Source organism: Nocardia panacis (assembly GCF_003598715.1).
Lineage (GTDB): Bacteria > Actinomycetota > Actinomycetes > Mycobacteriales > Mycobacteriaceae > Nocardia > Nocardia panacis.
In genome coordinates, this window is the sequence record NZ_QZFU01000036.1 from 425,848 (window position 1) to 447,350 (window position 21,503).

Here is a 21,503-nt window from a genome sequence, read left to right on the forward strand (position 1 = left end):
TCACCCCTCCAGTCGATTCGGCGACGACCCCCCGAGCAGCACGCCGTAGTGCGCGAACTCGGCCTCGACCTCCGCGGCGCGGGGATGGCACAGACCCGGCGGCGGTGGCGCCAGTTCCGGCGCCGCCGTCGCGAACGCCCGATGCGCCCGCTCCACGCCCGCGGGGGTGATCAGCACCAGCAGCCGCGCCTGCGCGGTCCGCACCGCCAACCCGTGCGGTATCCCGCGCGGCAGCCACACCGAGGCGCCCGGCCCGACCTGGATGCGATCCAGTCCGCGCCGCACTGTCAGCTCCCCGTCGAGTACGTAACACAGCTCGTCCTCCCGCGCGTGCACGTGCTGGGGCAGCTCAGCGCCCCGAGGCAGCACCACCTCCGCCATGGCGAGCATCCCACCGGTGGTCTCCGCACGCTGGTGCCAGATCACCAGGCAACCGAGCGCCCATTCCGCGATCGGTCGATGATGTCCCAGTTCGTCCCATCGCACCGACAAGATGCCGCCCCTCTATCGAATTCCTCCGTGCTCAATGCTGACCCACCCGCACCGGGAACGGAAACACCGATCCTGTGTCGGATCTACAATCCACGATTGTGGACGTGGAATTACGGCACCTGCGCGCCTTCCATGTACTCGCGACCGAGCTGAATTTCACCCGCGCGGCGGCCCGGCTGCACATGAGCCAGCAGGCGCTGAGCAATCAGATAAAGCAACTCGAAACCCGGATCGGCGCAACGCTTTTCCAGCGCAATACCCGTCAGGTCACGCTCACCGACGCGGGTCGAACCCTGCTGGCCAGGGTGCCGAGCATCCTGGAGACGGTCGGCGCGGCCCTCACCGACACCAGGGGCATCGGCGCGGGCGAGCGGGCCGAACTCATCCTGGGCGTGCGCGGGGTGACCGGCCTCGACATCACCCCCAAGGTGCTGCGCGCCTTCGCCGCCGACCATCCCGAGGTGGCCGTCACCGTCGGTCGGGTCGATTTCGACGACTGGAGCGCCGGGGTGCTCCCCGGTCGAGCCGATATCGGCCTCGTCTGGCTGCCCGCGCCCCCCGGTGTCGAGGTGACGCCGCTGGTCGAGGAGCAGCGGATCGCGCTGCTGCCCGCAGATCACCGGCTCGCGCGGCTCGAGGCCGTTCCGCCGACGGAATTGGCGACCGAACCCTTCGCCTGGTGGGCGAACAATCGGGACGCGCTCACCCGCGACTACGCCACCCTCGCCGAATATCGGGACGGGCCGGCCGTGATCGGGGCCGAGGTGGCCACGGTGGAGGATCTGCTGGCCGCCGTCGGCAACGGTCAGGCCGTCGCGGTCTCGGTGGCCTCGATCGGCCGATTCTTCCCGTGGGGCGGCGTCGTCACCCGACCGCTGCTCGACCTCGCGCCCGCGGTGCTCGCGGTGATCCGCCGCAGCGGCGATACCCGGCCGCTGGTCGCGGCGTTCATCAAATCCGCGGCCAAAGCGGCGGCCGAGTTCGCTGCCGAGTGAAGGACTCAGAAGCGCCGCACACCCGCGATCGGCATGGACGACACCGGGGACAGCACCACGCCGATGCCGTAGGTGGAGGCGTGGATTACTTGGCCGTCTCCGACGTAGAGCGCCGAATGTCCGCCGTCGTAGAAGGAGACCAGATCGCCGGGGCGCATCTCGTCGACCGAGACCGCGTCGCCGGTGGACAACTGCTCGTAGCTGGTGCGCGGCAGGTCGATGCCCGCCTGCCCGTAGGACCACTGCACCAGCCCCGAGCAGTCGAAGGCATCGGGTCCGGCCGCGCCCGCCGCGTAGTCTGCCCCGAGTTTGCTGCGCGCCGCTTCCACCGCTATCGCACCGGCCGTGGCCTCGGACGCCGGGGGCTGGGCGGGCGGTGCGGCGGGTTCGACACTCGGCGGCATCCACTCCACCCTGGGTAGTTCGATATGCCAGGGCAGTTCCAGCCACGGCGGCAGCGACAGCGGCGGGATGGCGAGCGGCTGCGCGGAGACGTCCGCGGACACCTCGGAAATGGGCGTGTCGACGGACGGATCGCGATGGGGTGTGCCGAGAAATTGCGCCCCGATTACGGCCGCGCCTGCGATTATCGCCACCGGTAGCGCCCGCCGCAGATAACGGCGACGCCCCGGACGAACTCCGGTCGAGAATTCCATCATGCCGTCCTCCGAATTCATCGCGCGGTCGCGGACGGGATTTCGCCCGGTCGCGACCCCAGTGTGAGATCGAGAACATGGCCAGCGGATCCGGGCGTCCATATTTCAGGACGGTGCGACCACGCGGGAATTCGACACGCGCCCGGGCAATAACGAATCGATAACTACCTGTTGCGACGCTCGGTCAGGAGAATATCCAGACCCCACCGGATCAGCCCGGCGGCGATGGCCAGATGAAGGACGAGCGCGGCATAGACCAGCAGCGGGCCACCCTCGGCGGCCCAGTGCGGCAGCCACGGGAGCGAGATCAGCGCCGCGAGTGTCAGCGCGATCCCGAGCGCGATGGCGGGGACCGCGAGCGGACGCAGCTCGGTCTTCGCACCGATGCCGATCCGCGCCTGTTCCGAGTCGGAGATCGAGTCGGGTATGCCGTCCATAACACCCCCATCACGTTGCAGCAAACTTTCAGCTACTCGCCAAACTGCCGCATTCGCCCCGCGAAGGGAAGGGGTAGGTGAGCGGAGTCACACAACTCGCCCCGGCGAGATCAGCTGTGGCCACCCCGCGCACGACCGCCGCGATTCCGTGACGCGCACCGAGTCGGCGGCGGATCATGGGCAGCCATGACCAAGGTATTCCAGGCCGTCGCCGACGCCCTCGCCCAACTCGGCCTCTCGCATATCTTCGGCGTGGTCGGCAGCGGCAATTTCGAACTCACCAACGCGTTGCGCGCCAACGGTATTCGATTCACCGCCGCCCGACACGAGGGCGGCGCGACCACCATGGCCGACGCCTACGCCAGAACCACCGACACCGTCGCGGCGGTCTCGCTGCACCAGGGCTGCGGCCTCACCAACGCCATGACCGGCATCGCCGAGGCCGCGAAAAGTCGCACACCACTGTTGATCCTGACCGCCGACGCGGGCACCGGATCGCTGCTGTCGAACTTCCGGGTGGACCAGGACGCGCTCGCCGGCGCCGTCGGCGCGGTTGCCGAGCGCGTACACACGCCGAAAACTGCCGTGGCGGACGCGATTCGGGCCTACCGCACGGCCCGCGACGAGCGACGCTGCGTGGTGCTCAGCCTGCCCGTCGATATCCAGACCATGGACGCCTACTCCGAAAAGACAGCCCCCGAACGGATTTCGGCCCCGACACCACAGCCGGTCCGCCCCGCCGCCGGTGCCGTCGTCGAACTCGCCGAACTGCTCGACACCGCGCGGCGACCGGTCTTCCTCTGCGGACGCGGCGCACGCCCGTACGCCGGAGAACTGCGCGCGCTGGCCGCAAGAACCGGCGCGCTGCTGAGCACCTCCGCCGTCGCGCACGGACTCTTCCACGACGAGCCGTGGTCCCTCGGCATCTGCGGCGGCTTCGCCGCCCCCGCCACCCTCGACCTCATCGCCGACGCCGACCTCATCATCGGTTGGGGTTGCGCCCTGAACCGGTGGACCATGCGCAACGGCGCCCTCATCGGCCCGCAAACCCGTCTGGCACAGGTGGATCACGAAGCCGCCGGACTCGGCGCACAGCGACGGATCGATCTGGGCGTCCTCGGCGATGTCGGACAGACGGCGCGCGACGTCCTGAATGTCTGTGCCTCCCGCACCGGCTACCGCACACCGGCCGCGGCGACTCGAATCGCGACCGACGCGCACTGGCGCGAGGTCCCCTACGAAGACACCTCCACCGCCGAACACATCGATCCCCGCACGCTGAGCATCGCCCTGGACGACCTGCTACCCGCCCAGCGCACCGTCGCCATCGACTCCGGCAATTTCATGGGCTATCCCAGCGCCTACCTCAGCGTGCCGGACGAAGCAGGTTTCTGCTTCACCCAGGGCTTCCAATCCATCGGCCTGGGTTTGGCCACCGGGATCGGCGCGGCGCTGGCCCGACCCGATCGGATCGCCGTGGCCGCACTCGGCGACGGCGGTGCGCTCATGGCCGCCGCCGAACTGGAAACCGCGGCGCGCCTGGGTATCGCGCTGGTCGTCGTGGTCTACGACGACCACGCCTACGGCGCCGAGGTGCACCACTTCGGCGCCGCCGATATGAGCACGGTCGTCTTCCCCGACACCGATATCGCCGCCCTCGCCCGCGGCGCCGGATTCACGGCGGCCACCGTGCGCCGCGTCGAGGATCTGGCCGTTCTTTCGGAATGGCTCGCCGGGCCGCGGGACCGACCGCTGCTGCTCGACGCGAAGGTGGTCAGCGGTGGATCCTGGTGGCTGCACGAGGCATTCGAGCAGCACTGAGGCTCAGAGCGCGGGCCAGGATCGGGCGCGGAAGGCGGCGGGGGTGAGTCCGGTGCGCTGATGGAAGTATTTGGAGAAGTTGGAGGGATCGTCGAAGCCGAGGTCTTCGGCGATGCGGGCCACCGGATCACGCCCGTGGGCGAGCAGGCGTTTGGCCTCGAGCAGAATGCGCTCGTCGATGAACTCCTTGGCGCTCATACCCGTGTTCTCCCTGGCCAGACGGTTCAGGGTATGGGTGGAATAGCCGAGGCGGGCGGCGTAGTCGGCCACCTTGTGGCGGGTGCGGAAGCGGGCGTCGACCTCGTCGCGGAACCAAAGGAATGCCTCGCGCGTCGCGGGACCGTGCGTGCTGCCCTCGGGTGCGGCGATAATGAGGTGCAGCAGGGCGGCCGCCAGTGCGGCGGAGCGAGCGGCGGCGCGAATCGCCTGGTCCCCCATAGCGTTTCGCGGTTCGGCCGCGGCGGCGGCGAGGGCGAGCGCAGGCGGTCCCTCGACCGAGGCGGCGGGCCAGTAGTTGGGTGTGCTGACACCCGCACCGCGAATGAGCTCGGCGGTGCCCGCCCCGATCGCGGCCGCGGTGAACAGGAACACCGGCCCCTCGATCGCCGCTATCCGCCCCCACTGCTGCACCTGCCCGGCGCGAACCCACAGAACATCGCCGGGCTCGAGCGGATAGCCGGTGAAGTCGACCGTGTGCACGGCATGTCCGGAACCGATGCGGAACAGCAGGTCGAAATCGAGCCGCTGCGGAGCCAGGAATTCGCGCGGACCACCCCGCTCCCGAATCCCGGCCAGCGTGCCGACCTCGATCTCACCGACCGCCCCGGCGGGCGGCGCGTATCGCACCGAACGAATGCGCTGCTCCATTTTCACCACGATACGCACCGTCACGACCGTGAAAACCCCAGTTCATCTCCATAGCCTTGGCATCATGACAGTGAAAATGACCTACGTCTTCGACGCCTACTGCGGCTGGTGCCACGGCTTCGGCCCCACCGTGACCGAATTCGCCGCCGCCAATGCCGACCGCATCGACCTCGAGGTGCTCAGCGGCGGACTGTTCACCGGTTCGCGAGTCGCGCCCATGTCGGCGATGCCGTACATCCCCGAGGCCAACGACCGCATCGCCGCGCTGACCGGCGCGGAATTCGGTCCCGGCTACCAGAAGCTGGTGGCGGACGGCCGTTTCGCCATGGATTCCACCGCGGCGGCCGCCGGATTCGCCGCCCTGCGCGCCGCCGCCCCCGAACGCGCGCTCGCCTCGGCCGAGGCCATGCAGCGCGCCTTCTACCGTGACGGACTGAGTCTGTCGGATCTGGCAACCTATCGGCGAATCGCCGACGAGAATGGTCTCGATGCCCGACGCGTCCTCGAATTCCTGAACGGCCCGCAGGCCGCGACCACCGCACGCCACGATTTCAGCCGCGCCGCACAGCTCGGCGTCACCGCCTTCCCCACGCTGCTGCTGCACACCCCCACCGGAGTGGTTCGACTCGGTGGACCCGCCGCCGACGCCACCCGACTGACCGCCGCACTCGACCGGCAGATCAGCAACAACTGAGACAACCCCCGAAAGGACCCCACCATGTCCGCCTTGGACTACCAGATCCTCGATTTCGCCGACAGCTCCCTCAACAAGACGAGCGTCCTGGTCACCGGGCCGACCGAGGCCCTCGTGGTCGACGCCGCCTTCACCCGCGCCGACGGCCACCGCATCGTCGCCGCGGTGCTGGATTCCGGTAAGCGCCTCGGCACCGTCCTCATCACCGCGGGCGATCCCGACTTCTACTTCGGCGCCGAAGTGATCGCCGACGCCTTCCCGGAGGCACAGTTCCTCGCCCCCGCCGATGTCATCGACCACATTCACCACAGCTACGAGGGCAAGCTCGCGGCCTGGGCGCATCTCGGCGTGAACCTGCCCACCCGCTTGGTCGAGATCGCCCCGCTCCACACGCCCGCCGTCACCGTCGACGGCCTCGCACTCGAGATCCATCGCGCCAGTGCGATGCTCGGCGATCGGTCGTGGTACGTGTACGAACCGACAGGGCGCGCGCTGCTCGGCGGGGTGCTGCTGTTCGAAGGTCTGCACGTATGGACCGCCGACACCCCGACCGAGGCGCAGCGCCGCGAATGGATCCGGGTGCTCGACGAACTCGAGGCACTCGCCCCGGCTTTCGTCGTCGCGGGCCACCGGGCCGCCGACACCCCCACCGACCTGACGGCCATCCGCCATACCCGCGAGTATCTGCGCGACTTCGACAAGATCATCACCGACGCGACCGACGCCGCTTCGGCCGCCGCCGCGCTGAAGGCCGACTACCCGAATGCCGGATTGACCGTCGCCGCCGACCTCGGCGCCAAGGTCGCCAAGGGGGAAATGACATGGGGCTGAACACCTTCGAAGCCGACAGCCCCGCCGGTGTGGTGCGCCGCCAATATCTGGCCTCGGCCGCGGGCGATCTGGCCGCGCTGCGCGCCACCCTCGCACCCGATGTGGAATGGACCGAGATGGCGGGCTTCCCGCTGGCAGGCACCTACCGCACCCCCGAGGGCGTCACCTCGGCGGTGATGGAACGACTCGACAAGGACTGGTCGGGGTGGACCGCCCACGACGACACCTACCTTGTCGACGGCGAGAACGTGGTGGTCCTGGCCCGCTACACCGCCACCCACCGCGGCACGGGCAAACCGTTGAATGTGCGGGTGGCACACCATTTCACGGTGCGCGGCGGGCGGATCGTGCGCTTCGAGCAGTTCGTCGACACGGCGCTGGTGCGCGACGCCGCGAATTAAACGGGCACGCCGACGACGATGCTCGCCGCGCCGTGCAGCGCCAAGGTGTCGGCGTGGTGCAGCCCCGCCGTCGCGAACAGCGCGCCGAATTCGGCCAGGGTGCGCTCGCGGCCCGGATGCAGGGCGAGCATGACGATATCCATCACCTTGCCGTCGTCGGGATGATTGCCCTCGGTGAGCGCCGCGTCCACCACCAGCACGCGGCCCTGCGGGGCCATGGCCTTGCGGATATTGCGCAGGATGAGACCCGCGCGCTCGTCATCCCAGTCGTGCAGGATGCGGGAGAGCACGTAGACATCGCCGCCCTCCGGGACGGCGTCGAAGAAATCGCCCCCGACCAGTTCGGCCCGATCGGCCACGCCCGCCTCGTCGAGCACCCGCTCCGCCTCGCCGACCACGGCTCGCTGGTCGAAGATGACGGCGGTCAACTCCGGATAGCGGCGCAGCAGCGCCGCCGCCAGGTAGCCGCGCCCGCCGCCGACATCGACCAGCCGTCGCACGCCCGACAGGTCGTAGCCCGAGACGGTGGCATCGTGGACCCGGCGCACCTGATAGCCCATGGCGTCGTTGAAGACCGCCGCCTGTTCCGGATGGTTCGCCAGGTGCGACCACCAGTCCGTGCCGGTCACCGACTCGAATGCGGGTGTGCCGGTGCGGACGGTATCGCCGAGGTGGCCGAGCGCCGAGGTGCGTTCGGAGATGCCCCACAGGCGGGCCAGGGCGCGGACCGAGTCCGCGCCCGAACGCAGCGTGTCGGACAGTTCGGTAGCGGCGAAGGTGCGCGACGCGGTCTCCTGGAATATTCCGGCCGCCGCCAGCCCGCGCAGCACCCGATACAGCGGGTCCGGCAGGCTGCCCGAGCGCTGCGCCAACTCGGCGACGGTGCGCGGGCCGTCGGCCACCAGATCGGCCAGCCCCAGTTCGGCGGCCACCGCCACCAAGGGCACGAGTACGGCCCCGTTCAATATCTCCGTCATCCGCCGCTGTGCGTCCACCACCGAACCTCCTCGCATCCGCCCCCAAGCAGTCTGCGCCGACGATCCCGGTTCCGCAAGCGAAACAGCTTGTCTATCAATGAAATTCGCGTGCCGTCCAGACCTCTTGACCGATATCTACTACGGTTCGTAGGATTAATACATGTGGATCATCCTGGTCATCGCAGGCGTGAGCATCGTCGTGATCGCCGTCGGCTTCGCGATCGGTTTTCCCAAGGACTGAACATCCGACCCGCAGCCCCGACGGCCCGCACCCTCGAAACCAGCCGTCGGGGCGTAGCGGGCCGCCCAGCGCCGGCAGACGCGCGGATCGGGCAGGCGCGCAGCAGTGGACGCCGCCGCCACGGCGGCGGCCATCGGCAGTCGATCCGATGAACCACCCGGCGCGGCAAGGTATTCGGCGGCATCGGGAGTCGACTGCCCGACACAGCCCGCCCGCTCGACGACCAGGACGGCCAGCTGATCCCCCGAAGGGCGCTGCGCGCCTCGGCCGCCGGAGCGTATCGACGCTACGCCCGCCTGCGCTGCGGGAGCCGGTGAACGCAGCGGCCGATATCCGCCAGCAGACGCGCGGCTACCTCGGCAGGCTGAATTCCGGGCCGCGAATCAGCGGCGGCCCGAGGGGAATTCGGACCCGAAAGAGGAGCGATACATATGGATTCCGGCCTGGCACCGAAGGTCTTCATCGTCACCGGCGGCAGCTCCGGCATCGGGCTCGCGGTGGCGCGACGGCTGACGCGGGCGGGCGCGGCGGTGGTGATCGGCGCGCGGCGGGCCGGGGTGGGCGAGCAGGTCGCCGCCGACCTGCGCGCCGAGGGCGGCAGGGCGATCTTCGCGCGGGCGGACGTCTCGGTGGAAGCGGACGCGGCGCACCTGGTCGAGGTCGCCACCGGGGAATACGGCCGACTGGACGGCGCATTCAACAACGCGGGCAGCATCGAGGCGGTGGGCGAGCTGAGCTCGGTCGACGCCGCGGACTGGGCCGCCGAACTGAACGCCAACCTGACCAGCGTGTTCTACAGCCTGAAATACCAACTGCCCGAGGTGATCAAGACACGCGGCTCGATCGTCAACAACGCCTCGAATATGGGGGCGGTCGCACTGCCCGCAATGGGTGCGTACGTGGCCGCCAAGCACGGCGTGGTCGGACTGACCAAGGCGGCGGCGCTCGAGGTGGCCGATCGGGGCGTGCGCGTCAATGCCATCAATACCGGCGGCGTGGACACACCGCTGGGCCGCAGCAGCGCCGGATCCGAGGAGGCGCTCGCCGCGATCGCCGCCATGCATCCGGTCAATCGGCTGGCCACGCCCGAGGAGATCGCCCCCATGGTGACCTTCCTGCTCGGCGACGAGTCCACCTTCGTCACCGGCGCGGCACTGGCCATCGACGGTGGTTTCACGACCCGCTGATCCGCCGTCCGCGACCGATCAGCAAACCCATTGAGGTGCACGCGGTTTGGTCGCGATGGATGATGGATCGGTGAAAACGAAACTGAACTGCCCCTGCGGCGAGTACATCACCGGCGCGAACGAGGACGAACTCGTCGAGAAGACCAAGGCGCATCTGGCCGACAAGCATCCGGGCCACGACTACAGCCGCGACGAGATCCTCTTCATCGCCTACTGAAGTTCAACGCCCGCCGAGCATCCCCTGCGATGTAACGCTATCCAGAGCCACGATATCCAGCGTTACATCGCAGGGTGATTCACGCACCGAGAGCCGGCCAACTAGCGGCCGGTTCAGTGCGACCCCGGCCAACCGGCCAGTGCCATGTCCATAGCACGCGATAGCTCGGCAACCGTGGCGCCACCGGCCGCCAGCACCGAAAGTCCGTAGGTGGTCGCCCAGATCGATCGCGCGAGCGCGTCGGCATCGACGTCCGGGGCGAGATCACCTTCGGCACAGGCCCTTTCGAAACGTTCGCGCATGCTGACGTGCGCCGCGCGCCGTCGCGCCGCCAGTTCGTCGCGCACCTGCGCGCCCTGTGCGCCAGTGGCCAGCGCCCCCTGGACGAACAGACAACCACCCGGCCCCGATGTGGTCAGCTCGATCGCCCCGCGCATCAGCGCCTCGGCCGTCGCGCGCGCCGTCGGCGCGGCGAGCGCGCGCCCGACGTAGCTCGCGGGGCCGGCTTCATAGTGATCAACGGCCTTGAGGAACAGCGCCGCCTTGTTGCCGTATGCCGCGTAGAGGCTCGGCTTGTTGATGCCCATCGCCTCGGTCAGATCGGCGAGTGCCGTGCCCTCGTAGCCCTGCCGCCAGAAGACGCGCATGGCCCGCCCCAGCCGTTCGTCGAGGTCGAATTCGCGCGGTCGTCCTGTCGCCACGACCCTCCTTTGCCTGATCTGTACCAATCGGTATAGAGTACCGCCACCCAATCTATACCGATTGGTACACAATGGTCAGGAGTAGTCATGCAGACAGCACTGGCGGGCAAAACCGCACTCGTCACCGGCGGATCGCGCGGGTTGGGCGCGGCCATCGCCCGCGCGCTCGCGCAGGCAGGCGCCGATGTCGCCGTCAGCTACGTATCCAGTCCGGACAAGGCCGACAGCGTGATCCGAGAGATCCGCGCCATCGGCAGACGCGCCGTCGCCTACCGGGCCGATCAATCCGATACCGCCGGGGTGGCCGGACTCGTCGATTCGGTGGTCGCCGACCTCGGCGGACTCGACATCCTGGTCAACAACGCGGGCGTGGTCGCCTACGGCGCCCTCGGCGACGACAGCGCCGATCATCCGACCCTGGACCGCCTGCGCGAGGTCAATATCGACGGCGTGATCACGACGATCAGAGCCGCCGCGAATGTGCTCGGCGCGGGCGGGCGGATCATCACCGTCGGATCCACACTCGCCGCCCGCGCGAGTACACCCGGAGTCGCCGACTACGCCGCGAGCAAGGCCGCGATCATCGGCTACACGAAGGGCGCGGCCCGCGATCTCGCGCCGCGCGGCATCACCGCGAATGTGATCCAAGCGGGGGCTTTCGCCACCGATATGAACCCGCCGGACGGCCCGACTGCCGATCAGCAGCGCTCCTGGAATCCCATGGGCCGCTTCGGTCGACCGGAAGAACTCGCCGCAGGCGTGGTCTTCCTCGCCTCCCCCGCCGCCTCCTACATCACCGGCACGGTGCTCACCATCGACGGCGGCGCGCTCGCCTAGGGCCTGAGACTTCGACACAGACCCTAGCGCTCAGCGCAGACCATTCGCGAGCGCGGTCACCACGCAGGTGCCGAGGCGGCCCAGTCGGTCGTAGAGCACGGCCGTTCCCACCGCGACTCCCTCGGCGGCGACCCGATCCTCGGCCCGCAGGCCGAGTTCGGGTCCGGAGGGGAGGCGCGAAAGGGCCAGTGTCATATCGGCATTGATGTAGCGGACCCCGGCCGTGCCCAGATGGCAGACCAGATTCGTCACATCGGCCATGGCCGCCGCCCGCTGGAATGGGGAGATCTTCTCCCCCTCTACCAGGGGAATCAGGTTCTGCCACAGCACATTGCGCTCCGGGTTGCGTCCCGATGTCAGGTCCTCGGTCCATTCCGCGGCACCGGACCGCAGCAGTGGCGGGTCGCCGTCCGGTGCGACCAGCCGGGTGTCCGGCATCGGGAGTTCTTCCTTCGGCGCCCATACCTCGCCCGCCGAATCCCCTTTGGCCGCCAGGAATACCGCGGTCCCGCGCGTGCGCACCTCCCCCGCCTGGATGACTTGCGCATCCGCGACCACCACCCGATTCCCGGCCCGGACCACCGCACTGCGCACCTCGATCGGCGCATCCGGCACCGCGCGAAACATATCCACCGTCAACCGTGCGGGCACGAATCCGGCCGCAGGACAGTGCCGTTCCAATTCCCGCGCCAGCAGTCCGCACAGCGCCACCCCGCTGACCTGCCCGCCACCCCATTTGGCCAACCCGAGGGGCCGAACCCAAAACACCCCGTCCCGCAACTCGAAGAACGTCTCAGCCAAAACCGACCCCTTTCCGCGCTTCGATTAGAACACGTACTATTCGCGGTTCTCCCCTTGCCCACGCAGAGCGCCCAGCCGCGCGGCGGCAACAAAGTCGAAGGATGGATCGAGCAGCAGCAGTGTGCGTTCCACCCCTGCCAAAGTTCGGAAGGCACGAGCGACCTGCTCCGGAAACCTTCCCTCGGTGCCGAATGCCGCGATGGGATCGGACTTGTCGGGCACAGCCAGAAGGTCGGCGATCACGCGACGCTCGGCTTCGTCCAAGCGCCCGACAGCGGCGAAATCGAGCAGACCGAGGGTGCCGTCATCGTCCACCAGGACATTGTTCGGATGCAGGTTCGCGTGAAAGACACCGGCGATGAGGATCTGTCGCAGCGCCGTTTCGAGTAGTGCGCGGGCGGCGCGGGTTCTGGTGTCCGCGTCGAGCAGAGCTAGGTAGGGTCCGGCCGCTCCGATGGGTGTCCCCGAAAGACGCTGCATCACTAGGATATTCGTGCTGGACAAGGCCGGATACGGCACCGGGATCACCGCGGTCGACCCCGCGTCCGCCGCCGCCACGGCGCGCATATTCGCCAATTCGACTGTGTAGTCCAGTTCTTCGCGCAGTGACGCCGAGAGCCGCTCCGCCACATCGACCCCGCCGGGAACGCGACGGGCCAGCCGACGCAGCACCGGTAGGTCCCGCTCAACCTGCGCACGCACACCCGGCCGCAACACCTTCACCACCACCGGAGCCCCGTCACAGAGTCGCGCGCAGTGCACCTGCCCGATCAGGGATACCGCCAGGGGCGTCCGATCCACCGCCGCGAACACCTGCTCAACCGGCCCGCCGAGCGAATCCCGCAGCACCGCCTCGACATCCGGCCACGACATGGGCACACCATCGGATCCCAGCCGAGTCAACTCCTCGGCAATGGCCGCGGGCACAATATCGCGCCGCACCGAAAGCAGCCGCCCCAGTGCGATATACGTGACCCCGGCCTCCGACGCCGCCCGCCGCAATCGCGCCCCGACCTCGGCATCCACTCTCGCGCCACGCCGCAGATACCCGCCGAGCCCGTGCCGCGACAGCAGCATCCGCAGGCGCAGATACCCCACCCTCTCGCGCCAGGAGCGCGCCAACGCCCCAGCAATCCCGTTCGACACCATCAGAACCTAGCCACGGGAACCCGGCGCGAGCATCAGGGAGAACCCGGAGGCTCTCCCTGATTCCCACCTCAGGAGGCAGGCTGCACCGTCGGCTCCGATTCCGCGACGGCCACGCGACGCGGCTGCCATCCGGGCGGCCCGAACAGGTATCCGGCCCATTCGCGCGGACCGCGCGCGTGCCGCAGATCCCCCGCCAACGCGCGGATCTCATGGGTGTAGACCTTCAACGGATTGTGCGAGCCGACCGGGTGCACCAGCCCGAACTCCACCCGAGCCACTTCGTGCGCATAGGTCCCGAAGAGCCGATCCCAGAAGATGAACATCCCGCCGAAGTTCTTGTCCAAGTAGGGATTATTGGCACCGTGATGCACCCGATGGTGCGAGGGCGTATTGAACAGGTACTCGATGGGCCGCCACATTTGGTTCACCCGCTCGGTGTGCAGCGGAATCTGGACCAGGATGGTGAGCGACTTGGCCAGGAAGATGGTCTGCACCGGCGCGCCGAGCAGCGCGATCGGCACGTACCAGAGTTGGCCGAGCAGATCCATCGCCCCGAACAGGCCCAGCCGATAGTTGGTGGTGAGATTGAAGTTCTGGCTGGAGTGATGCACGCTGTGCGTGGTCCAGAACAGCCGCACCCGGTGCGCGGCGCGATGCTCCCAGTAGTAGGCCAGGTCGGCGAGCAACAGCACGATCAACCAGGCGACGGGATTGCTGGTGCCCCAGTGCAGCGGGGTGATCTGCGCGGCCACCACCACCAGGGCCGCGCCACCGAGCACCTCGGTGAACCGCAGGATGAATCCGTTGGCCAACTCGAGGGAGACATTGGTCGCCGTATCCTTGAGCCCGTAGCCGCGGCGTTCGGGATGTTTGGTGTGTCGGCGACCGAGCCAGTAGGCGGTGATGTCGACGATCAGCAGGATCGCGAGCGCGATATCCGACTTGTTCAACACCAGGATGAGCAGATGTTCTAAGTCCATGGGTGTCCGCCTTTTCCGGCCGTCAGAGGGGCCGCGGACACTGCCCAACCGCGGCGCGGCTTCCCGCCGCGTCCGCTCTCCCTGTGGCGCAACCGGAATCAATTCGACGATAAGCCGCTCAGCGGTTCAGGGCGTCGGCCGAGAGTCGGCATTCGACTCACTCGCGCGAGGGACGCCGATTCGGGGAATCTCAGGGTTGCGCGTCGAAAGCCTCGATTATCGCGCGCCGCACCAACGCGGGATCCACGGTGCCCAGTTCGCGCGCCACCGAAGTCATGTCAACCTCGGGCAATCCGCAGGCAACCGCCCACTGCCAGGGCTGGAGATCGCCGTCCACATTCAGCGCGAACCCGTGACTGGTGACCGCGCGGCTCTGGCGCATACCGATGGAGGTGATCTTGCGATTCGTCCGCGCGACCCACACACCGGTGAGCAATTCCGATCCGGGCGGGGTATCGCGGCGCTCGGCGGGGATGCCGAGACTGTCCAGCGCCGCGATCAACCGATGCTCGACCTCGCGAATGTAGTCGACCACACCCTCATTCGGCGCGAGCCGCACGATCAGGTAGCCGACCAACTGTCCCGGACCGTGATAGGTCAATTGGCCGCCGCGCGTGGTCTCGAGCACCGGGATGTGATGCGCCGGATCCGGCAGATGCTCGCTGGGCGTGCGCCGCCCGATCGTGTACACCGCAGGATGACTCAGCAACCACAGGGTATCCGGCCGCTCGTCCCGCTGCCGCTCCTCGACCATGGCCACCATCCGCGCCATCGCCTTGTCGTAGTCGACGACTTCGCCGGCAGGTTCCTCGAACATCAACATCAGCGGCCTCGACCTCATCCCCCGACCCTACTCGCGCCCCCTGACGGCAGGGCCGGGGCCTGCGCACGACGACGAACTGTCGGTGTGGGAGCGCTGATCGACGAAGGCGCCCTCGAGCAGTGCCGGTACCGACCGGCTCGCATCGAGTTCCAAGGCGATGTCGACATCCGCGCCGAACCCATGGGAGCTCAACTCACGCGCCGAAGAGCTTTCTCTTATCAAGGCCGGAAGATCCGAGATGCCCTGGTAGCTCGCGCAGGCCGAAAGAGCCTCAGGTGATAGTGAATCCGCGCCACCCTGCGCGAGGGCAGCGATCACCGCCGCCGCGCCGAACCAATCCTCGATGGCAGGTCGGAGTTGTCCACCCGGCCAGTGTTCGCCTGCGGCAATGACCGCGATCGGCGATTCCACTGTGCCCCAGCCTTGTTCGAGTATCCAGCTACCGACCGAAGAGGCATTGCGCAGGCAGGAGGCAACAACAGGTATGCCATCGACCGCCGAAGAGATGGCAGATCCGTTGGGCGACGGCAGCACCAGGCGTTTCGCCGCAGGTGCCCTACGCAGGGCCGCAGGCGACAATGACCAAGGCTGCTCCAATGACACAGAACTCCGCCCCACCGCCAACTCCGCCCCTGCTTCCCTGGCGAAATCCGCTGCGCTATCACGCCATGGGTACGGCAATACCGCCATGCCGGCGTCCACCGCCACCGATACGGCAGTCGTGAACGACAGCACATCGACCACCACTATCGCGACGCACTCCGCTGCCAGCGTGGTCGCCCCGGCCAACCCCCATTCCAGCCGCACACCGTATGGCCGCTGCGTGGCCCAATCCGTACGCATACCGGTTTCTATCACTCCCCGAGTCGATGCGACCTGACCGGAGAGCCAACAGGCTGTCCCACCCGCGCGATGTGCAGCAGGCGATCCGGGGCTTCGACGCCCAGTCGCGTAGCCAACCGGGCGCGGGTGGTGGGGTCGTCGATGATTTGGCTCAGTGGGTGGCTCGCGTAGCCGCGGCGGGTCAGTTCGAGCCAGAGGCGCAGGAGGGTTCGCCCCGATTCGACGGTGTCGCGACCGGACTGCAGGATGATCACGTCGCCGTCGCCCGCCAGGGGGCCGTTGGATGCGGCGGCCAGGACTCTGCCGAGTCCGGCGTGCCGCAATGTCGGATAGGCCGCGAGGGCGGTGCGGAGCCCGGTGGCCTCGATTCGGTTGAGGCTCAGTGCCGCATCGGTGAGTCCGTCACAGCGGTAGCGGGCGTGGTGTGGGCTCAGCCGCAGCCATTCGCGCAGTTCCCGAACGGCGGCCGGGGCGGCGAACAGTTCGCGATCGGCGGCGCGCAGCAGCAGGCGGACCTCGTGGCAGTCGAGGCGACGCAGTTGCGCGCCATCGGATTTCGCGAGATCGGCCAGCACACCGAAGCCATCGATGTGTCCGGGCCGGTAGGCGCCCCGGTGCGAGGCGCGGCGGCGAACATCCTCGGTGCGGTACCGGGTTTCATATGGTTGAGCCGCGGGCTCGAGGTATCCGATCCGCCGGTCGCCCGGATCCGGAACGAAGCCCATCGCCAATCCAGCATCGGCGCAGACGATCAGACAGCATTCCACGAACGCGCCGAGCCCCAGCATCAGATCACGCCCGGTGGGGTCGCTCGCCGGCAGGGAACGCGCCGGGTCCCAGCCTATTTCGACACGGTCGGACCGATAGGTGAGCACCCATGGCTGCGTATTGTGCGCACTCGGGGCGCGTCGGAAGTCCGGCTCGAGTGCCCGCACGGCGGCGATATCGAGGGTCACGTCAGATCCTTTTCGTAGAAGGTGTACCCGTGCAGCGGGTGCCCGCCCATGGCTCGGAAATGGTGCGCCGAACCGGGATTCGTGTGCTCGACATAGGTGCTCCGCAGGGTGCGATAGCCACCGGCGCGCAGATTGCGCAGCAGTTCCCGCGACAGGTACCGCATATGCCCGTTTCCCTGTTCGTCGGGAACGGTGCCCTTGATGATGAGCACGGCCTCGCGCCGATACCGCGCTCGTCGAGCGAGCAGCCGAATCTGATTGCGCAGCCGCAGATCACCGCCCACCGCGACCAGGAATTCCGAGATATCCGGTACGCAGAGCACGAAGGCGATGGGCCGATCGTCCTTGGTCAGGTACAGCAGCAGCGATTCATCGAGCAGGTGGGCGAGCCCCTCGGTCTGCGCCGCCAATTGCGCCGCGGAGATCTCGGTGTAGTAACCCAGTTGCGCGAAGGCGGCATTCAGCATCTCCCGCAGGATGGGCAACTGCGCGGCGAACCGGCGGCGCGAGCCGCGATGCAGCCGCACCCCCGGTCCCAACTCCGCACCGGCGAATACGGTGTCCGGATCGGCGGTGACCGGGCACATCCAGGTATCGGACTCGAATCGCCTGACGAACCCGAAGGTTTCGTACTCCGAAGGATAGTGCGCCGGATTCCAGGCACTGTCGATGAATCCGCGTTCCGCGAACCCGGACGTGATGACCCCACCCGCCTGATTGGGCAACAACGCCACCGGGCCGAACACCCCGCCGCGTCCGACCCGATGCGCCCGCGCCACGATCTCCTCGAACAGCGCGGCCCCCGAGTCCTTTTCGAACTCGGTCAGCCCGAATAGTTGCCGCTCCCGCCCGAGTTCGGCATCGAAGGCGGCATCGGTGTGCAGTGTCGTCCGCCCGATGACGCGCCCACCGTCGCGCAGCAGATACAGCTCGACACCCTCGCGATACCAGCGCCGAATGGTCTGGTGCGGCGTCGGCACATAGCGACGGTCGTGCAATCGCCCCGGCAGTTCCAGGAATTCGCGAAGCTCGCCGGTCCCCTCGACCCGGTGCCACCTCATCGCCGCACCGCCGGGCCAACCGCCTCGTGCGAGAGCGGGGTGAAGGTCGGAATATGGCGCATGACATTCTCTTCCGCCCGCCAGACCCCATTGGTGTAGCCGGCGGGGTCGGCGCAGTAGAGCCGGATGTATCCGCCGGTGGCGTGGCGGGCGCCCTCGGTCACCCAGATCATCAGCTTGCGGTGGTGGCGGCTGCGGGCGAAGGCGAGCAGCGCGTCGCGGTCGGTGAAGAAGGCGATGGTGCCGAGGGTGAGCGGAAACTCGTAATACACCTTGTGCCAGCAGTATCCGCGCATCCGCCGCATATCGCGCACCATCCGCAGCCAGGTCAGGGTGAGCACCAAGATCGAGCGGAGGCCGCGGTAGCGGGTGGCCCCGACGAACATGGCGGTGGCCTGCCCCTGCGGCGGGGTCTTGCTGAAATCGGTCGTCCTCATGAGGTCTGCACCAGATAGCTGTTCTTGAGCTTGGTCATGCCCGCGAAGGGACCCGCACCGGGTTCGTGCAGGCGCACGCGCAGGTCGGCGGCGGCCGGGTCCTCGCGCAGCGAGGCGGCGAAGTCGCGCGATACCCGCGCCAAGTGGTCGAGCACTCCGCGACGGCAGGTCTCGGCGAGTATCGGCAGATCGTCGGAATCCATTCCGATGGAATCGATTTCGAGATGCACGACGGGCCGCGATTCGAGGTCAGGGAGCTCTTCGAGCGCAAGGCAGAACCGCGAGATCCTGTCGGCGTGCGGATTGTCCCGGTACAGGCCGTACTCGATATCCTGCGGGTAGAGGTTGGCCCCCATGTACGACACGGTGCTGTCGGCGCGCCCGAAGACGAACAGCAGCGGCAGCCGCATGGTGTCTCCCGCCGCGGCCCTGCGACATTCGGCCCAGAGCTGCGGATCCCGGCGCAGTATCGCCTCCACAGCGGGCAATTCACGCAGCATGACCTCGTCGCCCACGTTGTAGCGCAGTTTGGGCTGCAAGCAGTGCGGGGAGGTGAGGGTGCACAGCAGTTCGCCGCGCGGGTTCACCTCGAGGTAGGTCTCGAGCGGGTTGTAGTGGAAGATCATCGGCAGCCGCTGCTCGTTCGGCCCGAGCAGGGCACGGCGCAGCGCGGCGTCCTCGGACAGCCTGCGGCGCAGCCATACGGTGAATCCGGTCTCCGCACCCAGTCCGATGGTGAGATCGCTCGCGCCGTAACCGGATCGGATCCGCGCGAAGCGCCGTTCCAGGTAGTCGCGCAGCGCCTCGGTCATCGATTCGCCGCCGACCATCCCGCTGATGTGGTACTCGGCCCACGGGAATCCCGTGGCGTCCAGGCGATCCCGCAGATGCTTCAGGAAAGGCGGATACGCGGCGACGATATAGTCGTAGTCCGGTCCGAAGTGCCGCAGCGTGTCCATGATCTTGTCCAGATCCGGCCCGGTGTTCTTCACCATCGCGATCCGCGCCATGGCCGCGCCGGTGGTCGTGCCCGTGGCCCAGGCGCCCATCGAGTACGCGTTGATGACGAACCGCCGCTGTCCCGGAAAGGCCAGTTCCACATAGCCCGCCGCATTGCGGTAGATGTTGCGCAGCTCGCGCGGCCCGCGCACCCAATTGAACGGCGTCCCGGTCGATCCCGAGGATTCGTCGACGATCACGCCTGCCCGGTGCAGCTCGCCCCGATGACAGCGACTCGCCTCGTCGTAGACGCCCGCGTAGTTCCGCTTGTCGGTCTCGGGGAAGTCACTGAGTCGCCGTATCTTTCGCGTACCGGACCGCCGCAGGAAGCTGCGATACGCCGGAACGTCCAGCGCGGCGACCTGACAGGCCAGCAGCGCGTGCCGCGCCGCGAGCCGCCCGAGGGACGGCCGGAAGGTCCGCACCATATACCGCCAGATCGCCGGATCCACAGCGGCCGCACCGTATCCCAGCGCCAGCGCACCCGACACCGCCCGCAAGCGGATCAGCCGCCACCGCTCGCGCGATGTGAGCCCCACCCCGTACCTCATGCCGAAGTCCTCTCCCGAGAGTCGTCCCGGACCTTGCGTCCGGCAATCCATGTCTGCGTCACCCGCAACGCTGTATCCAGCCTCGCCGAAACGGCCGCCGCGAACACCCGTGCCGGTACCCGAATCCGCTAGGTAGGACTACCTGGTCTCGACCAGGGGATTTCAACTTCGACTGCGCGGCGGGAACTTTCACCGGTATCGGTCCGACTCTCTGTGGGACGACGTCGTTGCCCCGTTCCATCCACGCGAGAGGAGTTCATCGTGCGTATCACTGTTCGTCGGAAGAAGACCCGCAGCCGGCTGCTGAACAACCACGGCTGATCCGGACCGGTCGGCGTCCCGCACAGCCGGGACGCCGACCGGCGCAACCCATCGCATCGGAAGGACTCCCGTGGAGTACCGCAGGGCCTCGAGCCTCATCATGTATTGGGACTCCGGCGAATTGACCGTCGAGAACTATCTGGAGTCCCGCTCGACCGACGAGGAGAGCGAGAACGCACTCGCCCTCGACCCGGCCGCGGTCGAACTGCTCGACCGCTTCGCCGAATGGACCGACGACGCCGCCGTCATCGCCGAATATCCGCAGCACGAACCGGATTCGGTGCGCAAGGCGATCGAACTGCTGGCCGAGGACGGCCTGCTGCTCACCCGCGAATCCGCCGGACGCGAGGAGAGATTCCTGGCGGCGTGGGCGAATTGGGGCGAGGAGGCACGCTTCTTCCACTTCGGCACCCGCAATGCCATCTACACCGGCGACAGCCTCGAACAGCGCCGCTCCGACGCCCGCTGGGTGCGCGAGACCGGCGGCGAGCCGCCCGCCATCTTCAAGACCTATCCCGATGCGCCGCGCATCTATCTGCCGCGCGTATTCCGGCCGCTCACCGATGATTTCGGCGCGGTGCTGACCCGCAGGCGCACCCACCGCGTCTTCACCGGCGAACAGGTGAACCTGCACGATTTCGCCACCGCGCTGTTCTACACCTTCGCGCCGATGCAGCTCTACGACGCGGGCGATCTCGGCACCCTGATGCTGCGCACCAGCCCGTGCGGTGGCGCCAGGCACGAATTGGAGGGCTATGTCGCGGTCCTCGATGTGCAGGGGGTGCCGCCGGGGCTGTACCACTACAACGCGGAATCGCATGCGCTGGAACTGATCGACGCGGCCTTCGACCGGGATCGCCTGCACCGGGTGACCTACGAGTCGGAGATGTGCACGCCGTCGGCCTTCGTCTGCTTCGTCACCGCCGTCTACGAGCGCACCATGTACAAGTACCGGCATTCGCGCGCGCTGCGGGTGACGCTGCTGTCGGCCGGACATCTCGGGCAGACCTTCGTACTCACCAATACCGCACTGGGACTGGGCGCCTGGCAGAGCGCGGCCTTCCGCGACGACGAGGTGGACGCGGCGCTCGGTGTGGACGGATTCGCCGAGGGCGCGCTGTACATGTTCGGCGCGGGTATCCCGGTCTACGCCGAGGACGGGATGCCCAAGGGGATCACCCGCGCCGGACTGGTGGACCGGGCGGCGCTCGCGAGCGCGGCCGAATAA

At 68.1% G+C, this 21,503-nt stretch carries 25 protein-coding genes; 9 read left to right on the forward strand and 16 right to left on the reverse strand.

Going from position 1 to position 21,503, the window contains the following annotated elements; genetic code table 11:
- The gene (locus D5S18_RS27480; protein WP_239004048.1) at positions 1-486 is read right to left on the reverse strand and encodes a cupin domain-containing protein; all 486 of its coding nucleotides are present in this window, start codon (positions 484-486) and stop codon (positions 1-3) included.
- 110 nt (positions 487-596) lie between these two features.
- On the opposite strand from D5S18_RS27480, the gene D5S18_RS27485 reads away from it, so the two are divergent.
- Positions 597-1,487, forward strand: coding sequence for a LysR family transcriptional regulator (locus D5S18_RS27485; RefSeq protein ID WP_158607996.1), 891 nt, complete (start codon positions 597-599; stop codon positions 1,485-1,487).
- A gap of 5 nt (positions 1,488-1,492) precedes the next feature.
- On the opposite strand, the gene D5S18_RS35930 is transcribed toward D5S18_RS27485, so the two are convergent.
- Both D5S18_RS35930 and D5S18_RS27495 read right to left on the reverse strand, forming a co-directional pair.
- Positions 1,493-2,146 (reverse strand): C40 family peptidase, encoded by a 654-nt coding sequence (locus D5S18_RS35930; protein WP_239004029.1) that lies wholly within the window; start codon positions 2,144-2,146, stop codon positions 1,493-1,495.
- Positions 2,147-2,307: 161 nt separating this feature from the next.
- A complete protein-coding gene (locus D5S18_RS27495) occupies positions 2,308-2,580 on the reverse strand; it encodes a hypothetical protein (protein ID WP_120043980.1) in 273 nt (90 codons plus the stop codon).
- Between the two features lie 186 nt (positions 2,581-2,766).
- Here D5S18_RS27495 and D5S18_RS27500 point away from each other — a divergent pair, with 186 nt between their 5' ends.
- Positions 2,767-4,401, forward strand: coding sequence for a thiamine pyrophosphate-binding protein (locus tag D5S18_RS27500; protein WP_120043981.1), 1,635 nt, complete (start codon positions 2,767-2,769; stop codon positions 4,399-4,401).
- A 3-nt stretch (positions 4,402-4,404) separates the two neighbouring features.
- On the opposite strand, the gene D5S18_RS27505 is transcribed toward D5S18_RS27500, so the two are convergent.
- Entirely contained in the window at positions 4,405-5,268 is an 864-nt protein-coding gene (locus D5S18_RS27505) for a helix-turn-helix domain-containing protein (protein ID WP_120044104.1), read from the reverse strand.
- 64 nt (positions 5,269-5,332) lie between these two features.
- On the opposite strand from D5S18_RS27505, the gene D5S18_RS27510 reads away from it, so the two are divergent.
- The 3 genes from D5S18_RS27510 to D5S18_RS27520 are packed head-to-tail and all read left to right on the forward strand — an operon-like array spanning position 5,333 to position 7,194.
- Positions 5,333-5,962, forward strand: a complete 630-nt coding sequence (locus D5S18_RS27510; RefSeq protein ID WP_120043982.1) for a DsbA family protein — start codon at positions 5,333-5,335, stop codon at positions 5,960-5,962.
- A 24-nt stretch (positions 5,963-5,986) separates the two neighbouring features.
- The gene (locus D5S18_RS27515) at positions 5,987-6,793 is read left to right on the forward strand and encodes an MBL fold metallo-hydrolase (RefSeq protein WP_120043983.1); all 807 of its coding nucleotides are present in this window, start codon (positions 5,987-5,989) and stop codon (positions 6,791-6,793) included.
- Positions 6,784-7,194 (forward strand): nuclear transport factor 2 family protein, encoded by a 411-nt coding sequence (locus D5S18_RS27520; protein ID WP_120043984.1) that lies wholly within the window; start codon positions 6,784-6,786, stop codon positions 7,192-7,194. The genes D5S18_RS27515 and D5S18_RS27520 overlap by 10 nt, the downstream gene beginning before the upstream one ends.
- On the opposite strand, the gene D5S18_RS27525 is transcribed toward D5S18_RS27520, so the two are convergent.
- Both D5S18_RS27525 and D5S18_RS34560 read right to left on the reverse strand, forming a co-directional pair.
- Positions 7,191-8,192 carry a methyltransferase gene (locus tag D5S18_RS27525; RefSeq protein WP_158607997.1) on the reverse strand — a complete coding sequence of 334 codons (1,002 nt, stop codon included), beginning with the start codon at positions 8,190-8,192 and terminating at the stop codon, positions 7,191-7,193. The two genes, D5S18_RS27520 and D5S18_RS27525, sit on opposite strands and share 4 nt — an antisense overlap.
- Before the next feature lie 132 nt (positions 8,193-8,324).
- Entirely contained in the window at positions 8,325-8,546 is a 222-nt protein-coding gene (locus tag D5S18_RS34560; RefSeq protein ID WP_147404208.1) for a hypothetical protein, read from the reverse strand.
- Between the two features lie 297 nt (positions 8,547-8,843).
- Here D5S18_RS34560 and D5S18_RS27530 point away from each other — a divergent pair, with 297 nt between their 5' ends.
- Both D5S18_RS27530 and D5S18_RS27535 read left to right on the forward strand, forming a co-directional pair.
- Complete coding sequence (locus D5S18_RS27530) at positions 8,844-9,599, forward strand: SDR family NAD(P)-dependent oxidoreductase (RefSeq protein ID WP_120043986.1); 756 nt, start codon at positions 8,844-8,846, stop codon at positions 9,597-9,599.
- A gap of 70 nt (positions 9,600-9,669) precedes the next feature.
- On the forward strand, positions 9,670-9,816 hold the full coding sequence (locus D5S18_RS27535) for a DUF1059 domain-containing protein (RefSeq protein ID WP_120044105.1): 147 nt from the start codon (positions 9,670-9,672) through the stop codon (positions 9,814-9,816).
- A gap of 113 nt (positions 9,817-9,929) precedes the next feature.
- On the opposite strand, the gene D5S18_RS27540 is transcribed toward D5S18_RS27535, so the two are convergent.
- Positions 9,930-10,517, reverse strand: coding sequence for a TetR/AcrR family transcriptional regulator (locus D5S18_RS27540; RefSeq protein ID WP_120043987.1), 588 nt, complete (start codon positions 10,515-10,517; stop codon positions 9,930-9,932).
- Positions 10,518-10,604: 87 nt separating this feature from the next.
- On the opposite strand from D5S18_RS27540, the gene D5S18_RS27545 reads away from it, so the two are divergent.
- Complete coding sequence (locus D5S18_RS27545) at positions 10,605-11,354, forward strand: SDR family NAD(P)-dependent oxidoreductase (RefSeq protein WP_120043988.1); 750 nt, start codon at positions 10,605-10,607, stop codon at positions 11,352-11,354.
- A gap of 30 nt (positions 11,355-11,384) precedes the next feature.
- Here D5S18_RS27545 and D5S18_RS27550 read toward each other — a convergent pair whose 3' ends face one another.
- The 9 genes from D5S18_RS27550 to D5S18_RS27590 form a co-directional block, all read right to left on the reverse strand.
- On the reverse strand, positions 11,385-12,155 hold the full coding sequence (locus D5S18_RS27550) for a thioesterase family protein (RefSeq protein WP_239004030.1): 771 nt from the start codon (positions 12,153-12,155) through the stop codon (positions 11,385-11,387).
- Between the two features lie 36 nt (positions 12,156-12,191).
- Complete coding sequence (locus tag D5S18_RS27555; RefSeq protein ID WP_158607998.1) at positions 12,192-13,301, reverse strand: ABC1 kinase family protein; 1,110 nt, start codon at positions 13,299-13,301, stop codon at positions 12,192-12,194.
- Between the two features lie 71 nt (positions 13,302-13,372).
- Positions 13,373-14,284, reverse strand: coding sequence for a sterol desaturase family protein (locus D5S18_RS27560; protein ID WP_120043990.1), 912 nt, complete (start codon positions 14,282-14,284; stop codon positions 13,373-13,375).
- Positions 14,285-14,474: 190 nt separating this feature from the next.
- Positions 14,475-15,125 (reverse strand): lipoyl(octanoyl) transferase LipB, encoded by a 651-nt coding sequence (lipB, locus tag D5S18_RS27565; RefSeq protein WP_120043991.1) that lies wholly within the window; start codon positions 15,123-15,125, stop codon positions 14,475-14,477.
- Between the two features lie 9 nt (positions 15,126-15,134).
- Positions 15,135-15,950 carry a 2-phosphosulfolactate phosphatase gene (locus D5S18_RS27570; RefSeq protein WP_120043992.1) on the reverse strand — a complete coding sequence of 272 codons (816 nt, stop codon included), beginning with the start codon at positions 15,948-15,950 and terminating at the stop codon, positions 15,135-15,137.
- Between the two features lie 11 nt (positions 15,951-15,961).
- Positions 15,962-16,906 carry a nitroreductase family protein gene (locus tag D5S18_RS27575; RefSeq protein WP_120043993.1) on the reverse strand — a complete coding sequence of 315 codons (945 nt, stop codon included), beginning with the start codon at positions 16,904-16,906 and terminating at the stop codon, positions 15,962-15,964.
- Positions 16,903-17,967 carry a hypothetical protein gene (locus D5S18_RS27580; RefSeq protein ID WP_120043994.1) on the reverse strand — a complete coding sequence of 355 codons (1,065 nt, stop codon included), beginning with the start codon at positions 17,965-17,967 and terminating at the stop codon, positions 16,903-16,905. Before D5S18_RS27580 ends, D5S18_RS27575 begins: the two co-directional genes overlap by 4 nt.
- Positions 17,964-18,404, reverse strand: coding sequence for a DUF4188 domain-containing protein (locus tag D5S18_RS27585; protein WP_120043995.1), 441 nt, complete (start codon positions 18,402-18,404; stop codon positions 17,964-17,966). Before D5S18_RS27585 ends, D5S18_RS27580 begins: the two co-directional genes overlap by 4 nt.
- Entirely contained in the window at positions 18,401-19,954 is a 1,554-nt protein-coding gene (locus D5S18_RS27590; RefSeq protein ID WP_120043996.1) for a phenylacetate--CoA ligase family protein, read from the reverse strand. The genes D5S18_RS27585 and D5S18_RS27590 overlap by 4 nt, the downstream gene beginning before the upstream one ends.
- Before the next feature lie 391 nt (positions 19,955-20,345).
- Here D5S18_RS27590 and D5S18_RS27595 point away from each other — a divergent pair, with 391 nt between their 5' ends.
- Complete coding sequence (locus tag D5S18_RS27595; protein WP_120043997.1) at positions 20,346-21,503, forward strand: SagB/ThcOx family dehydrogenase; 1,158 nt, start codon at positions 20,346-20,348, stop codon at positions 21,501-21,503.

Excerpts from the sequence above, each read along its gene's own strand:
- D5S18_RS35930 (WP_239004029.1), bottom strand. The coding sequence starts at position 2,146 with ATGATGGAATTCTCGACCGGAGTTCGTCCGGGGCGTCGCCGTTATCTG.
- D5S18_RS27495 (WP_120043980.1), bottom strand. The coding sequence starts at position 2,580 with ATGGACGGCATACCCGACTCGATCTCCGACTCGGAACAGGCGCGGATC.
- D5S18_RS27500 (WP_120043981.1), top strand. The coding sequence starts at position 2,767 with ATGACCAAGGTATTCCAGGCCGTCGCCGACGCCCTCGCCCAACTCGGC.
- D5S18_RS27505 (WP_120044104.1), bottom strand. The coding sequence starts at position 5,268 with ATGGAGCAGCGCATTCGTTCGGTGCGATACGCGCCGCCCGCCGGGGCG.
- D5S18_RS27510 (WP_120043982.1), top strand. The coding sequence starts at position 5,333 with ATGACAGTGAAAATGACCTACGTCTTCGACGCCTACTGCGGCTGGTGC.
- D5S18_RS27515 (WP_120043983.1), top strand. The coding sequence starts at position 5,987 with ATGTCCGCCTTGGACTACCAGATCCTCGATTTCGCCGACAGCTCCCTC.
- D5S18_RS27520 (WP_120043984.1), top strand. The coding sequence starts at position 6,784 with ATGGGGCTGAACACCTTCGAAGCCGACAGCCCCGCCGGTGTGGTGCGC.
- D5S18_RS34560 (WP_147404208.1), bottom strand. The coding sequence starts at position 8,546 with ATGGCCGCCGCCGTGGCGGCGGCGTCCACTGCTGCGCGCCTGCCCGAT.
- D5S18_RS27530 (WP_120043986.1), top strand. The coding sequence starts at position 8,844 with ATGGATTCCGGCCTGGCACCGAAGGTCTTCATCGTCACCGGCGGCAGC.
- D5S18_RS27545 (WP_120043988.1), top strand. The coding sequence starts at position 10,605 with ATGCAGACAGCACTGGCGGGCAAAACCGCACTCGTCACCGGCGGATCG.
- D5S18_RS27560 (WP_120043990.1), bottom strand. The coding sequence starts at position 14,284 with ATGGACTTAGAACATCTGCTCATCCTGGTGTTGAACAAGTCGGATATC.
- lipB (WP_120043991.1), bottom strand. The coding sequence starts at position 15,125 with ATGAGGTCGAGGCCGCTGATGTTGATGTTCGAGGAACCTGCCGGCGAA.
- D5S18_RS27570 (WP_120043992.1), bottom strand. The coding sequence starts at position 15,950 with ATGCGTACGGATTGGGCCACGCAGCGGCCATACGGTGTGCGGCTGGAA.
- D5S18_RS27580 (WP_120043994.1), bottom strand. The coding sequence starts at position 17,967 with ATGAGGTGGCACCGGGTCGAGGGGACCGGCGAGCTTCGCGAATTCCTG.
- D5S18_RS27585 (WP_120043995.1), bottom strand. The coding sequence starts at position 18,404 with ATGAGGACGACCGATTTCAGCAAGACCCCGCCGCAGGGGCAGGCCACC.
- D5S18_RS27590 (WP_120043996.1), bottom strand. The coding sequence starts at position 19,954 with ATGAGGTACGGGGTGGGGCTCACATCGCGCGAGCGGTGGCGGCTGATC.